This window comes from Edwardsiella sp. A.80236, from assembly GCF_044540725.1.
Classification (GTDB): domain Bacteria; phylum Pseudomonadota; class Gammaproteobacteria; order Enterobacterales; family Enterobacteriaceae; genus Edwardsiella; species Edwardsiella tarda.
Genome location: NZ_JBIUCY010000008.1, coordinates 1 through 14,992 on the forward strand (window position 1 = coordinate 1; position 14,992 = coordinate 14,992).

Here is a 14,992-nt window from a genome sequence, read left to right on the forward strand (position 1 = left end):
CCTCTGCCTCTGCCTCTGCCTCTGCCTCTGCCTCTGCCTCTGCCTCTGCCTCTGCCTCTGCCTCTGCCTCTGCCTCTATGCATTCTATGGGGTGGATACGCGGCGATAGGGGAGTCGTGGGATGACGATAAGCGGAGGAATGGCATCGATCATCGTCAGGGAAGTGATGGCGGTGACAATAAAAAAGGCGCCATCAGGCGCCTTTCCCATCGTGTCGTCTTTAAATCACAGGAACAAGCCGGCGATAGAAGCGGACAGGATGCTGACCAGCGTAGAGCCGTAGACCAGCTTCAGACCGAAGCGGGAGACGACGTTACCCTGATGTTCATTCAACCCCTTGATGGCACCGGCGACGATACCGATGGAGGAGAAGTTGGCGAAAGAGACCAGGAACACGGACAGGATCCCCAGGCCGCGCGGTGACAGCTCTCCGGCGATTTTCTGCAAATCAATCATTGCGACGAATTCGTTGGAGACCAGCTTGGTGGCCATGATGCTGCCGGCATGTAGCGCCTCACCACTCGGGATACCCATGATCCAGGCGAACGGATAGAAGACGTAGCCGAGGATACCCTGGAAGCTGATGCCGAAGATGGAGTCAAACAGGGCATTCACGGCGGCGATCAGGGCGATAAAACCGATCAACATGGCGGAGACGATAATCGCGACCTTGAAACCGGCCAGGATGTACTCACCCAGCATTTCGAAGAAGCTCTGCCCTTCATGGGTGTTTTTCAGTTGCAGATCGGCCTCACCCTCGACGGAGTAGGGGTTGATCAGCGACAACACGATGAAGGTGCTGAACATGTTTAGTACCAGCGCCGCCACCACATATTTCGGGTCCAGCATGGTCATGTAAGCGCCGACGATGGACATGGAGACCGTCGACATTGCCGTCGCCGCCATGGTGTACATGCGCTTCTCTGACATCTTGCCTAGGACATCTTTATAGGCAATGAAGTTTTCTGATTGGCCAAGGATCAGCGAGCTGACGGCGTTGAAGGATTCCAGTTTGCCCATACCGTTGATTTTAGACAGTACGGTACCGATGGCACGGATGACGATGGGCAGTACGCGGATGTGTTGCAGAATACCGATCAAGGCGGAAATAAAGACGATCGGACACAACACGTTGAGGAAGAAGAAGGCCAACCCTTTGTCACTCATGTTACCGAAGACAAAGTTGGTCCCCTCTGCGGCGAACTTGAGCAGCGTTTCGAAGAATCCAGAGAATCCTTTCACAAAGCCCAGACCGATATCCGAGTTCAGGAAGAAGTAGGCCAGCAGGATCTCAACCACCAGCAGCTGAATAATAAAGCGCACGCGGATCCGCTTGCGGTCATGGCTGACCAGCAGGGCGAGGACTGCCACCACTACTAAGGCCAGTAAGAAGTGCAGAATGGGGGACATACATTGCTCCAAATTATGAGGCAGGCTAAATTTCTCGGCTAATTTTATGTAACACGGAAACTAAAAACGAGACATTGATTGCATTTATTGAAATTGTTTTAACGTGATAAACAAAAAAAGTTAGAAAAGTAACAAAATGCACCCATAAACGGGGAGATATGAGGCGTAATCATCACGCCCAACGGCGGGAGGCTCGACCGTAACAGACTCAGGATGGGGGTTGTGCTGTGCCGAGCAGTATAGCAGCTGAGGCGCGTCATGAGCAAAATTGTGAAATTATTTTCAGTCTTATCATTGTCCATACCTATTGTAGGGATAGGAACTACCGTCAAAACGCTGTTGATAATCATTATCACTAAACTATACTGGGATGTAGTAGAAGCAACGGTAGTAAGGGCATCCTATGTTGAACTCTCGGACTGTAGACTGCGTCACCCGCTCCCCCGCGCGCAAGATCAAGATCTCGCTGATGGGGCCTGCCTTTATTGCCGCTATCGGCTATATCGATCCGGGTAACTTCGCCACCAACATTCAAGCGGGCGCCTCCTATGGCTATACCCTGTTGTGGGTGGTGGTATGGGCCAACTTGATGGCCATGCTGATTCAATTGTTGTCGGCCAAACTGGGTATCGCAACGGGAAAAAACCTGGCCGAGCATATCCGCGATCGCTTCCCGCGTCCTGTGGTGTGGGCGTACTGGGTTCAGGCTGAGATCATCGCCATGGCGACGGATCTGGCCGAGTTTATCGGGGCGGCGATCGGCTTTAAATTGCTGTTCGGTGTGAGTCTGCTACAAGGGGCGGTGCTTACCGGGATTGCCACCTTCTTGATCTTGGGTCTCCAACGGCGTGGACAGAAGCCGCTGGAGCGCGTCATCGGCGCGCTGCTGCTGTTCGTCGCCGCGGCGTATATCGTCGAGCTGATTTTCTCCCGTCCGAGTGTCGCCGGTCTGGCTCAGGGTATGCTGTTACCGGATCTGCCGACTCAGGATGCGGTGGTGCTGGCGGCTGGGGTATTGGGGGCGACCATCATGCCACACGTGATCTACCTGCACTCCTCATTGACCCAGAAGGGGGATGAAGGGACGCGGGCGGAGCGTTACGCATCGACGAAATTAGACGTTGCCGTCGCCATGACGATCGCCGGTTTCGTGAACTTGGCGATGATGGCGACCGCGGCAGCGGCCTTCCACTTCAACGGCCATAGCGGCATCAGCGAACTGGATCAGGCCTACCTGACACTGAAGCCGTTGCTTGGCGAAGCGGCCGCGACCATCTTCGGCTTGAGCCTGGTGGCCGCCGGGCTCTCCTCGACGGTCGTCGGCACCCTGGCGGGGCAGGTGGTGATGCAGGGGTTCGTCCATTTTCACATCCCGCTGTGGCTACGTCGGGCGGTGACCATGTTGCCCTCTTTCATCGTTATCCTGGCCGGGTTGGATGCCACGCGTATCCTGGTGCTGAGTCAGGTTCTGCTGAGCTTCGGGATCGCCTTGGCATTGTTGCCGCTGCTTGCCTTTACCGGCAACCGTGCGCTGATGGGCGACATGGTTAACGGACGCCTGGTGCAGGCATTGGGACGGGTGATCGTCTTTTTGGTAGTCGCGTTGAACCTTTACTTACTGGTCAGTATGTTGCGCGGTTAATCGTCATCGTCGTCGTCATCATCATCGTGGTGACGATGCCAGGCGGGACGGCGGATAGCGTCGTCCCCATCACCTCGACGCCATTTTCTTGGGCTGAGCGCCTTCTCCGGCCAATCGTCGAGAGGGTCTAACGCCTTCTCCGACCAATCATCCAATGGCTCTAATGCCTCTTCTGGCCAATCATCGAGTGGCTCGAGTATATCTTCCAGTGGGTTATCGATGGAGAGTTTGACGCCGGGGAGTAGGCGCACATCCGCATCATCGGCGTGCGAGGGTTGGCTGAGTAGCAGTAATGCCGCCAGCACGAAATAGTAGCCATGTTTTGCCATTTTACTCAGACTCCTGACGTGACGGTATCGCTGCACTCGGGGTGAAGCGGCCGCGGTGCGATACCAATAGAGTAAAGACGATAAGGAATATGGCGTAGTGTAACGTGTCTGCGCGATGGCGGGAGCGAGCTCAGGGGTCTCTGCGGCTTTTTGAGAGTTATCTGTACCGGGACGGTATTACTCCGTCAGCTTAGCGTGACGCCCCGCACGATGTGACCTCATCGCGCTGAGCGGCGCGTCAAGCGAGTCGAGGCGCTGGCCTCGAGGGGGAGGAGTGGCGGGGAGGAGTTGTGTTGCGCCTAATCATGACATACTGCCTCTCGGTATACTTGGCCGTTGCGGTGTGGTCAGCCGCCGAGGCGCCACGCCATGCATCCGCAGCGAGAGATGGGGAGTGAGGGGATAATGAAGCGTTTTGCGTTAGTGGGCGACGTGGGGGGCACCAACGCTCGCCTGGCGTTATGCTGTTTAGAGAGTGGCCGCCTGTCGGCGGTACAAAGTTATCGCGGTGAACAGTTCGCGAGCCTGGAATCCGTTATCCGGACCTATCTTCAGACACACGCGGTGCAGGTCGATTCCGCCTGTATCGCTATCGCCTGTCCGGTCACCGATGACTGGGTGGCGATGACCAATCATAGCTGGGCCTTCTCCATCCGCGCCATGCAGCAGGCGCTCGGTCTGGCGCGACTGGCGGTGATCAATGACTTTACCGCGGTCTCCATGGCGATTCCGGTCCTTCCGGCGGAAAGCCTGATCCAGCTCGGCGGCCAAGCCGCGCAGCAGGGACGACCGATCGCCATCTATGGCGCGGGTACCGGTCTGGGCGTCGCCCATCTGATCCAGAGCGGTGAGCGTTGGATCAGTTTGCCGGGGGAGGGGGGGCACGTCGATCTCGCCGCGGGCAGCGAAGAGGAAGATGAATTGTTGGCGCTGTTGCGTGCGGAGTTGGGCCATGTTTCGGCGGAGCGGGTGCTCTCGGGCCCGGGTCTGGTCAACCTCTATCGCGCCGTCGTTAAGGCAGCCGGACGCGAGCCGCAAGCGTTGACACCGCAGATGATTAGCGAGCGCGCCCTGGCAGAACAGTGTGCGGATTGCCGACGGGCCTTGACGCTGTTCTGCGTGATGATGGGGCGTTTCGGCGGTAACCTGGCGCTGAATATGGCCACCTTCGGTGGCGTCTATATTGCGGGGGGGATCGTGCCGCGCTTCCTGGAGTTTTTCCGAACGTCGCCTTTCCGCCAGGCCTTCGAGGAGAAGGGGCGCTTTCAAGCCTATCTTGCCGCCATCCCCGTCTACTTAATCACCCATGACAATCCCGGTCTGCTCGGTGCCGGAGCCTACCTGCGTCAGCAGTTAGGGTACCGCTTGTCGCCGCAGGCATGACGTGTGTTGCCCCGTCATCCGTGCGGCGGGGCGCCTCAGTTCTGTTCATCCCATTCGCTGGCAGCGCTTGCACCCTCTTCGCTGTCGAGCGGTGGTTGATACTGGAACTCCTCTTCATCCCATTGATAGAGGGTGTTCTCCGCTAGCCATTCCTCCTCGATCTCGCTGTCCTCGTAGTCTTGGTCGAAGACCGCTTGGGCCGCCGGGCCGAAGAAGAGGGCGACGCCGTCGCCTTCGTCCCGCTCATCGGCATGGAACTCGGCCATCCACATGGTATCGCCATCCTGCATGATATATTTCTGCAGATTGAGTTGCGCCACCGGCGTGTCCTCGTCGTGCTCGGCAAGGAACGCCTCGCGCGCCGCATCGATGGCTTCATCCAGTGTCAGATACATATCCATGGTTGCCTCCTGTCGCGTGGGGGGAGAGTACGGGGGAGCACGCGCCGCCCCGTTGATTTTATTGTTGACACAATCGGGCAGGCCGCAAGGGGCGTGGAAAAAAATTTACTCTATAGCGCGTCACGAACCCATGGCGGAACAATGACATACCTAGTATTGGCTGCTATGTTCAAACAGGAGCGGTACGGCGGCAGGCTGTGCGCACCGCATTTTTTAGTGAATAACGCTATCGGCGCGTTCGCGCGCCGTGGCGCAGCTTGAGATAGGGTTAACGCTAATGCAAACCATGAAGGTAATTTTTCACGTCTCCGAGGCGGCCAATTGCCCGCATGCATATAATAACGCTCGTAACCTGATGGCGATCCGTGATGGGCAACCCACGGAGATCCATATTCTGTTTAACGGTTCCGCCATCAGCACGCTGCTGGCGGATAGTGAAGAGTCGCCGCGTTGGGAAACCTTGCAGATGCAGGGTATTGAGCTATTCGGCTGTGAAAATAGCATGCGTGCCAATGGGATCACCGCCGATCAGTTGCTGATGGGGGTGCATACGGTAGCGGCCGGTATGTTGTCGCTGGTCGAGCATCAACAGCAGGGCTATCTGTATATTAAGCCCTAATCGGCTGACCTTTCCCAGGCGTGATGCTTTTTCCGCCTGGGAAAATGAGAACCGCTTTCACAGTGTCGCAAATTAACGACAGCTTTATTTCATCCGCTGTCGCAAATTAACGACGTTTTCATAAAATAGGGTATGGATAAAAAAACAGTTTCTGGAAATTTATTATGCTGCTTGCTATTCCAATGAGCATTTTTAAATCTGTAGGACGAATAGTTTAGCCGCTAAATGGTTAAAATACGGGAAGAATAACGATTATCAGACTATTTTAATTTATTGTTTTTTATGTAGAATTGATAGCGTCTCTTCGCCTATGACGCGGGTCGTCATTGCGATGATCATTTGGCTATTATCCGCCGGTTGTCGGCGGGGTAACTAATCCATTACTATAGCCGCAGCAAGTAACTTAATTACCATGTCGTTAGGTTTGGTTGAGCACCATCAGGGGGGTATGTGCTTACACGTTTAATCTCCACTCGGCCGACAGCGCGCGCTGTTTCCGGGCTGGCTGTATCAGTGTTAATGATGTTTGCCAGCGCGCAGGCGTGGGCATTTTCATTGGATGATGTCGCCGCCCAGGCACAGAAGTTGGCTGAGCAATCCTATAAGGCTCCCAAAAGCAATCTGCCGTCTGAGTTTCGTAATATGAAGTTTGCTGACTATCAGCAGATTCAGTTCAACAACGACAAGCTGTATTGGTCAGGGCAGAAAACGCCGTTCCGTTTGGCCTTTTACCATCAGGGCATGTACTTCGATACACCGGTCAAGATCAACGAAGTCACGGCCACGACGGTGAAGGAGATCAAGTACAACCCAGACTATTTCAACTTCGGCTCCGTCAAACATGATAAGGATGCGGTGAAGGATCTGGGGTTTGCCGGGTTTAAGGTGCTCTACCCGATCAATAAGGCGGGGAAAGACGACGAGATCATGAGTATGCTCGGCGCCAGCTACTTCCGCGTGATCGGCAAAGGTCAGGTGTATGGCCTTTCTGCCCGTGGCTTGGCCATCGATACCGCGTTGCCGTCCGGCGAAGAGTTCCCGCGCTTCCGTGAGTTTTGGATCGAACGTCCTAAACCGCAGGATAAGCACCTGGTGATCTTTGCCCTGCTCGATTCACCGCGCGCTACCGGTGCCTATCGTTTCATCCTGCGCCCAGGCGTGGATACGGTGGTAGATGTTCAGGCGCGAGTATTCCTGCGTGATAAGGTCGGGGTGCTGGGGATTGCGCCGTTGACCAGTATGTATCTGTTCGGCTCCAACCAGCCGTCGCCAACGGTTAACTACCGCCCGCAACTGCACGATTCCGAGGGGCTCTCGATTCAGTCTGGTAATGGCGAATGGATCTGGCGTCCGCTCAACAATCCGAAACACCTCTCCGTCAGTACCTTTAGCGTCGATGATCTGAAAGGTTTTGGCCTGCTGCAGCGTACCCGTGACTTCAGCGCCTATCAGGATCTGGACGACCGCTACGATCTGCGCCCGGGTGCCTGGATTGAGCCACGCGGTAACTGGGGTAAGGGTAAGGTCGAGCTGGTGGAGATCCCGACCGCCGACGAAACCAACGATAACATCGTCGCCTTCTGGATCCCGGATAGCCTGCCGCCGATCGGCAAGCCGCTGGATGTCGCCTATCGCCTGACCTTCACACGTGACGAGGCGAAACTGCATGATCCCGAGTTGGCTTGGGTGAAGGACACCTTGCGCTCTGCGGGGGATGTGAAGCAGTCCAACCTGATCCGTGAGGCCGATGGGAGCACGGCGTTGCTGGTGGACTTCGTTGGGCCGGTGCTGAAAGCGCTGCCGGCGGATGCGGCGGTCACGACGCAGGTGACGACCGATGACAACACCAAACTGTTGGAAAATAACCTGCGCTATAATCCCGTCACCAAAGGATGGCGTTTGACGCTGCGCTTCAAGGTCAACGATCCGAAGAAGCCGGTGGAGATGCGTGCCTACCTGATTAAAGACGGTAAGCCGCTGAGTGAAACTTGGAGTTATCAGTTACCTGCCAATGAATAAATCTCAGGAAAATGCCAACGCCTATCTCCAGGCGTTGGCGCCGGACGCGGAGCAACAGGCCGCGCTTCGCCAGCATATCGCTCATCAACCGCAGTCGGTGGAGGAGGTTCATCTGGCATTGGCAGGAGCGGATGCGACGGCCTGTGGCGGCGAGGATGCCGCCTTACACTCCGTGGCGGCGCGTCTGGATCTCGGCTGGCATGGCGGGGCGAAGAAGCGGGCCGAACTGGTGCAGGATCAGGCCGGGCATACGGCCATCAAGGCCATGCCGACCATTCGCCGCACCTCCATGTTCCCGGAGATCTGGCGTACTAACCCGTTTGTACGGCTGTGGGAGCGCCTATTAGGGCGCACCCCGGCACCGAAACACACCTTTCAGAGTCATCAAGAGGCCGAAGCGGATAAACGCTGGCGCCGCGTCGGGTCGCTGCGCCGCTGGGCGCTGCTGTTGCTGACGCTGGGGCAGACGACGGTGGCGACGTGGTATATGAAGACCATCCTGCCTTATCAGGGCTGGGCTTACGTCGATCCGATGTCGATCTTCCACGGCAAGCCGTTGATGCAATACACCCTGGAGCTGCTGCCCTATGTGCTGCAGTTCGGGATTCTGATCCTCTTCGCCATCTTGTTCTGCTGGGTATCCGCCGGTTTCTGGACCGCGTTGATGGGCTTCCTGCAGCTATTGATCGGCCGCGATCGCTACAGTATCTCCGCCAGTACCGTGGGGGATGAGCCGATCGATGCGGCGCATCGTACCGCACTGATCATGCCGATCTGTAACGAGGATGTTTCGCGCGTCTTCGCCGGTCTGCGCGCCACCTATGAGTCGGTGGCCGCCACCGGGCAGTTGGCACACTTCGATGTGTTTATCCTGAGCGATAGCAGCGATCCCGATATCTGTGTCGCCGAGCAGAAGGCGTGGATGGAGCTGTGCCAAGAGGTCGACGGTGCTGGGCAGATCTTCTACCGTCGGCGTCGTCGTCGCGTGAAGCGTAAGTCCGGCAACATCGATGACTTCTGTCGTCGCTGGGGCGGGAACTACAGCTACATGGTGATCCTGGATGCCGACAGCGTGATGAGTGGCGAGTGCCTGACCGGTCTGGTGCGTCTGATGGAGGCTAACCCAACCGCTGGCATCATCCAGACCGCGCCGAAGGCGACCGGTATGGATACGTTGTATGCCCGCATTCAGCAGTTCGCCACCCGCGTGTATGGCCCGCTGTTTACCGCCGGCCTACACTTCTGGCAGCTCGGCGAGTCCCACTACTGGGGGCATAACGCGATCATTCGCGTGAAGCCATTCATCGATCACTGTGCCTTGGCGCCGCTGCCGGGCAACGGCACCTTCGCCGGTTCGATCCTCTCGCATGACTTCGTCGAGGCCGCCTTGATGCGCCGCGCCGGTTGGGGGGTATGGATCGCTTACGATCTGCCAGGCTCCTATGAGGAGCTGCCGCCTAACCTGTTGGATGAGCTGAAACGCGATCGCCGATGGTGCCAAGGCAACCTGATGAACTTCCGCCTGTTTTTCGTTAAGGGGATGCATCCGGTTCATCGTGCCGTGTTCCTCACCGGGGTCATGTCCTACCTGTCGGCGCCGCTCTGGTTCCTGTTCTTGATGCTCTCGACCGCGTTACAGGTGGTGCATACCCTGATGGAGCCGCAATACTTCTTGCAGCCACGTCAGCTGTTCCCGGTCTGGCCACAATGGCGGCCGGAGTTGGCCATCGCCCTGTTCTCGACGACCTTGGTGTTGCTGTTCTTGCCGAAGTTGTTGAGTGTGGTGTTGATCTGGGCCAAGGGCTCGCGTCAGTTCGGTGGGCCGTTACGCCTGTTAATGTCGATGCTGCTGGAGATGCTGTTCTCGGTGCTGTTGGCACCGGTACGGATGATCTTCCACACCGTATTCGTCGTGAGTGCCTTCCTCGGTTGGTCGATCACCTGGCAATCGCCGCAGCGTGATGATGATGCCACCCCCTGGGGAGAGGCGTTTCGTCGACACGGCTCGCAGATGCTGCTGGGTCTGGTCTGGGCTGGCGGTATGGCGGTATTGGATCTGCGCTTTTTGTGGTGGCTGTCACCGATCGTGGTATCGCTAATCCTGTCCCCGTTCGTGTCGGTGATCACCAGCCGGCGTACCCTAGGGTTGCAGTGTAAGCGTGCCAAGCTGTTCTTGATCCCGGAAGAGTATCAGCCGCCAGTCGAGATGGCCGCCACCGAGCGCTATGTGGCGTTGAATCATCAGCGTCTGTTGGAAGAGGGCTTCATGCATGCTTTGCTCGACCCCCTCTACAATGCGCTGGCCTGTGGCATGGCGACGGCCCGTCATCGCAACCATCCGCTGATCGAGCGTGATCGTGAACGTCGAGTCGCCGAGGCCTTGGCTGAGTCGCCGCGTACCCTGAGCAAGGCCGCTCGCCTGTCACTGCTGAGTGATCCGGTGGTGATGGCGCGCTTGCACCAGGCGGTGTGGTCTGACACACAGCGTTATGAGCAATGGCATAGCGCCTACCAGTCGTTAGCGGCCGCGCATCGCGCGCCGCGCTAAATGTCGGCGTAACGGTAAAACGGTAAGAGAAGGCCCCGCCCGGTGCGGGGCTTTTTTATGGTCAACGGATCGGCGCGGCCATGGAGAGTGCGTTAATAACTTATTGTTTAATTTGGCTGGCGTGGGCGTTAAGCCATTCGCGGGGAATGGCACCGCTCCTTTGAGGGGCGCCTCGCCGGCGGCAGCGGCTTGCCTGGCGAGGGGAGAGGCGCCTATCACCCGTCGGCCAGACGCACGCATCGAACGCGCCGCCGGCCTTGGGCTCATCCGGCGCAGATCTCACAGGCGGGGCTGGCGGCCAGCGTCATCGTGCGCCACTGTGAGGTCATCGCATCGTACAACATGAGTCGCCCACGGGGGATCTCACCGAAGCGGCTGAGCAACTTGATGCACTCCATCGCCTGAGTGGCGCCGATGATCCCCACCAGGGGCGACATCACACCGGCCTCGACGCAACTGAGGGCGTTGGCACCGAACAGGCGGCTGAGACAGCGGTAGCAGGGCTCACCGGGCTGGTAGGTGAAGACGCATACCTGCCCCTCCATACGGATGGCGGCACCCGAGATCAGAGGGGTCAGTCCGGCATGGCATAAGCGGTTGAGACGTTCGCGCGTCTCGACGTTATCGGTACAGTCCAGCACCGCATCCACCTGGGCGATCTGCTGAGCCAGCGCCCTGTCATCGAGGTTAGCGGCCACGGCATTCAGTTGTAGATGGGAGTTGATCTCGGCCAAGCGTAGGCGAGCTGACTCCACCTTGGTCATGCCGATACGGGCATCGCTATGTAGGATTTGCCGTTGCAGGTTTGACAGTGCGACCGTGTCGAAGTCGAGCAACGTCAGCTGGCCGACCCCTGCGGCCGCCAGATATTGGCTGGCGGCGCAACCTAGTCCACCCAGGCCGACGATCAAGACGTGGCTGGCCTTGAGGCGTTCCTGGCCATCGAAGTCGAAACCACGCAGGACAATCTGACGGTTATAGCGCAGGGTCTCTTCATCGCTCAACGGCGGCAGTGGTGTGTGTGCCTCCATCTCAGCTCCTCAATAGCGAATTGAATAGCTCGACCTCGACCCATTCGCCAGCGGCGACGGCTCCCCGTTCGCGTTCCAACACGATAAACGCGTTAGCGGCGGCGAAAGAGCTGAAGACGTGTGAGCCTTGGTGGCCGGTGCTCCGCACTTCGAGCTCGCCTTGGGCATTGCGGCTGACGATACCGCGTTGAAAGTCGAGCCGTCCCGGCGCCTTCTTCAGATCGCTGAGCGTGCGGGCCCTCAGGCGTGCGGGCGCCTGCCAATGCGTGTGACCGGCGAGGCGCGCGAGCAGCGGCTGCACCAATTGATAGAAGGTGACGCAGGCGGAGACGGGGTTACCCGGCAGACCGCAAAACCAGGCCTGGCGTAGGCGGCCAAAGGCGAAGGGCTTGCCCGGTTTCATCGCCAGCCGCCAGAAGTTGATGCTACCGACCTCGTCGAGGATCTGCTTGGTGAAGTCCGCCTCACCGACGGAGACGCCACCGCTGCTGATCACCAGATCGGCCTGTTGGTCGGCTTGTTGGAAGGCGGCACGCAAGGCCTGAGGATCGTCGCGTACGATCCCCAGATCGATGATTTCACACCCCATTTGCGCCAGCATCAGGCTGACGGCGAAGCGGTTAGTGTCATAGATTTGGCCGTCGCTCAACGGGGCGCCGATCGGCTGGAGCTCATCGCCGGTAGAAAACAGGGCGACGCGTAGCCGGCGCATCACCGGGACGCGGGCGATCCCGAGGGAGGCTAACAGCGGTAGCTCGGCGCCACCCAGGCGAACGCCACGATCCAGCACCACGGCACCCTGCTGGATATCTTCGCCAGGCAGGCGAATATTCTGCCCCGCCTGTACGGGATGGGTGAAGCGAACCCCCTGGGCATCGACCTGCGCCTGTTCTTGCATGATCACCGCTTCGCAGCCAGCGGGGACGGCGGCGCCGGTCATGATGCGGATGACGCTATGCGCTGGCCACTCCCCCTGGAACGGTTGGCCGGCGAAGGCCTTGCCGGCGATAGGCAGTGGCTGAGCGCTGTGCAGGTCGGCCAGACGCACGGCATAACCATCCATCGCCGAATTGGCGAAGGGGGGCACGTTGAGGGGTGAGACGATCGGCTGTGCGCTGATACGCCCGACGGCCTCGCCTAAGGCGACGTCTTCGCTCTCACTGATCGGCTGGGCGGCGCTCAGCAGTCGCTCCAGCGCCTGTTGCAGGGAAAGCAGATCCGGGGGGGTAGAACAATCCATCGTAATCTCCGAAGTGACCACCCGCGCGGGTGCGAGTGATGAAGGAAGTGGTGCGGCTCATTATGGCAGATTATCGCCGGGGGGAGAATGCGGCGGCGCGCGTTTGGCGCCAGGCGCCAGAGCAGGGGATGACGATGAGATGGCAGATTTCTGTGATAGGCGGCAGCGACATTTAGGCGAGAGCGGCGACGAACAACGCCCGCACGGCGCGGCCTGGCGGATAGGCATAAAAACGGTGTGGTATTACGTACGGCGCCTTTCTCATCTCACGGCGCCGAGTGGTACTGGATTAAGCCGCCGCACTCCACTACAGTGAGAGACAAATCACTGCCGTGATCTGTATCATATCCACGGCGGATATAAGGGGTACTGGGGAGAGAAGTAATGTCATCGCTGAGTAAAGAAGCTGCATTGGTACATGAAGCGTTAGTGGCGCATGGGTTAGAGACGCCGCTGCGTGGCGAACTGTTGGCACGCGATACGCGTAAGACACAGATCGAGGCCCACATGACCGAGGTGATGAAGCTGTTGAATCTGGATCTGTCGGATGACAGTCTGGCGGAGACACCACAGCGCATCGCCAAGATGTATGTGGATGAGATTTTTTCCGGGTTGGATTATGCCAACTTTCCCAAAATCACCATCATCGAGAACAAGATGCATGTGGATGAGATGGTGACGGTGCGCGATATTACGCTGACAAGCACTTGCGAACATCACTTCGTCACCATCGATGGTAAGGCAACGGTCGCCTATATCCCGAAAGAGGGGGTGATTGGCCTGTCGAAGATCAACCGTATTGTCCGCTTCTTTGCGCAACGTCCGCAGGTGCAGGAGCGGCTGACGCAACAGATCCTGGTGGCCTTGCAGACCCTGTTGGGGACTAAAAACGTCGCCGTCTCCATCGATGCCGTACACTATTGCGTCAAGGCGCGTGGCGTGCGTGATGCGACCAGCGCGACCACCACCACTTCACTTGGCGGCCTGTTTAAAACCAGTCAGAATACCCGCCAGGAGTTTTTGCGGGCGGTACGCCACCACGCCTGATACGGCGATTCGTCGCAGCCACCGCAGACGCCGGCCTTTCGCCGGCGTTTTTGTCTTTACTGTACGAGGAATCGCCATGAGCGACACCATGCATGCCGATGTGCGGACGACGGCCCCCCGTATTGCGACCTTGGACGCCTTACGCGGCCTGGCGTTGTTGGGCATTTTGTTGATGAATATTGTGGGCTTTGCCCTGCCGAAGGCGGCCTACCTCAATCCAGCCTATCAGGGGATGCCCTCGGCAGGGGATCAGGTCGCGTGGTTGCTGAGCAGCCTGTTGGTGCAAGGGAAGTTTCTCGCCCTGTTTGCCTTACTCTTCGGTGCCGGTTTGGAGATGTTGCTGCCGCGTGGCGCCACCTGGATCCAGACCCGCTTGGGGTGGCTGGTGTTGTTCGGCCTGGTACATACACTATTGCTGTGGGATGGCGATATCCTGCTGGCTTATGGGCTGATCGGCTTGGTGAGCTGGCGGATGATCCGTGACGCCGGTTCAGTGCGCACGCTATTTAATAGTGGCGTGACCCTGTATGCCATTGGCTTGGGGATGTTGCTGTTGCTGGCGCTGCTAGCCAAGAGTGAACCGCACGCCTTCTGGCATATGAGCTATGCCGAGATCCAGTATGAAACCTATTGGAAGCTGAACGGTGGTTGGGCGGCTTGGCGTAACCGTGGCGATCTCTTGGCGGACAACCTGTTGGCGTTGGCGGTGCAATATGGCTGGCAGTTGGCGGGCTTGATGGCGCTGGGTGCGGCGTTGATGCGCAGTGGTTGGCTGAGAGGGCGCTTTTCCTCGACCCACTACCGTCGTGTCGGCGTGTCGCTGCTCTTGCTGGGGGTGGCGATTCAGCTACCGACGGGCCTGTTACAATGGCATCTGCAGTGGGCATATCGCTGGTGTGGCTATCTCTTGCAGCTGCCGGGTGAGCTGGCGGCGCCACTGATGATGCTAGGGTATGTCGCGCTGATTTATGCCTATTGGCCACGCTTGGCGGGCTGGCGCGTGACACGCGCCTTGGAGCGGGTAGGGCGTATGGCGCTCAGTAACTATCTGCTGCAGACCTTGATCTGTACCACGCTGTTCTATCGGTTAGGGTTATTTAATCAGGCTGGGCGCGCCGCCCTGTTGTTGTGGGTGCCAGGAGTATGGGGCGGTTGTCTACTGTTCTCTTGGCTCTGGTTGCGTCGTTTTCGCCAAGGGCCGATGGAGTGGTTGTGGCGGCGCCTGACGAGCGCGGCTCTCCGCTGATGACGCGCTGCCTCGCGTGTGCCAGCGGCGTGAGGAACCCATCTCGTTAGGCATGTCAATGAGGTGGTCGCTCGCCA

Annotated in this window: 12 protein-coding genes; 7 read left to right on the forward strand and 5 right to left on the reverse strand. The window is 58.3% G+C overall.

Annotated features, from left to right (window positions below):
* Positions 1-225: 225 nt before the first annotated feature.
* Positions 226-1,410, reverse strand: a complete 1,185-nt coding sequence (locus tag ACEQFP_RS08495) for a NupC/NupG family nucleoside CNT transporter (RefSeq protein ID WP_005283970.1) — start codon at positions 1,408-1,410, stop codon at positions 226-228.
* A gap of 403 nt (positions 1,411-1,813) precedes the next feature.
* Between ACEQFP_RS08495 and ACEQFP_RS08500 the strand changes: the two genes are divergently transcribed.
* A complete protein-coding gene (locus ACEQFP_RS08500; RefSeq protein ID WP_005283976.1) occupies positions 1,814-3,052 on the forward strand; it encodes an Nramp family divalent metal transporter in 1,239 nt (412 codons plus the stop codon).
* Here the strand turns inward: ACEQFP_RS08500 and ACEQFP_RS08505 are convergent.
* Complete coding sequence (locus ACEQFP_RS08505) at positions 3,049-3,381, reverse strand: hypothetical protein (RefSeq protein ID WP_005292718.1); 333 nt, start codon at positions 3,379-3,381, stop codon at positions 3,049-3,051. The two genes, ACEQFP_RS08500 and ACEQFP_RS08505, sit on opposite strands and share 4 nt — an antisense overlap.
* A 405-nt stretch (positions 3,382-3,786) precedes the next feature.
* Here ACEQFP_RS08505 and glk point away from each other — a divergent pair, with 405 nt between their 5' ends.
* Positions 3,787-4,764, forward strand: a complete 978-nt coding sequence (gene glk, locus ACEQFP_RS08510) for a glucokinase (RefSeq protein ID WP_035597240.1) — start codon at positions 3,787-3,789, stop codon at positions 4,762-4,764.
* A 35-nt stretch (positions 4,765-4,799) separates the two neighbouring features.
* On the opposite strand, the gene ACEQFP_RS08515 is transcribed toward glk, so the two are convergent.
* A complete protein-coding gene (locus tag ACEQFP_RS08515) occupies positions 4,800-5,165 on the reverse strand; it encodes a MysB family protein (protein WP_005283987.1) in 366 nt (121 codons plus the stop codon).
* A 277-nt stretch (positions 5,166-5,442) separates the two neighbouring features.
* On the opposite strand from ACEQFP_RS08515, the gene ACEQFP_RS08520 reads away from it, so the two are divergent.
* The 3 genes from ACEQFP_RS08520 (at position 5,443) to mdoH (ending at position 10,351) form a co-directional block, all read left to right on the forward strand.
* Positions 5,443-5,784 carry a DsrE family protein gene (locus tag ACEQFP_RS08520; protein WP_005292722.1) on the forward strand — a complete coding sequence of 114 codons (342 nt, stop codon included), beginning with the start codon at positions 5,443-5,445 and terminating at the stop codon, positions 5,782-5,784.
* Between the two features lie 522 nt (positions 5,785-6,306).
* Positions 6,307-7,803, forward strand: a complete 1,497-nt coding sequence (locus ACEQFP_RS08525; protein ID WP_035594830.1) for a glucan biosynthesis protein G — start codon at positions 6,307-6,309, stop codon at positions 7,801-7,803.
* On the forward strand, positions 7,796-10,351 hold the full coding sequence (gene mdoH / locus ACEQFP_RS08530) for a glucans biosynthesis glucosyltransferase MdoH (protein WP_370545960.1): 2,556 nt from the start codon (positions 7,796-7,798) through the stop codon (positions 10,349-10,351). Before ACEQFP_RS08525 ends, mdoH begins: the two co-directional genes overlap by 8 nt.
* A gap of 263 nt (positions 10,352-10,614) precedes the next feature.
* Here the strand turns inward: mdoH and moeB are convergent, their stop codons facing one another.
* Together moeB and moeA are read right to left on the reverse strand one after the other, a co-directional pair.
* Positions 10,615-11,382 (reverse strand): molybdopterin-synthase adenylyltransferase MoeB, encoded by a 768-nt coding sequence (moeB, locus tag ACEQFP_RS08535; RefSeq protein WP_370545959.1) that lies wholly within the window; start codon positions 11,380-11,382, stop codon positions 10,615-10,617.
* Between the two features lies 1 nt (position 11,383).
* On the reverse strand, positions 11,384-12,622 hold the full coding sequence (moeA, locus tag ACEQFP_RS08540; RefSeq protein WP_370556891.1) for a molybdopterin molybdotransferase MoeA: 1,239 nt from the start codon (positions 12,620-12,622) through the stop codon (positions 11,384-11,386).
* A gap of 384 nt (positions 12,623-13,006) precedes the next feature.
* Here moeA and folE point away from each other — a divergent pair, with 384 nt between their 5' ends.
* Positions 13,007-13,669, forward strand: coding sequence for a GTP cyclohydrolase I FolE (gene folE, locus ACEQFP_RS08545; protein WP_205438453.1), 663 nt, complete (start codon positions 13,007-13,009; stop codon positions 13,667-13,669).
* Between the two features lie 76 nt (positions 13,670-13,745).
* A complete protein-coding gene (yeiB, locus tag ACEQFP_RS08550; protein WP_396464166.1) occupies positions 13,746-14,915 on the forward strand; it encodes a DUF418 domain-containing protein YeiB in 1,170 nt (389 codons plus the stop codon).
* Positions 14,916-14,992: the final 77 nt, after the last annotated feature.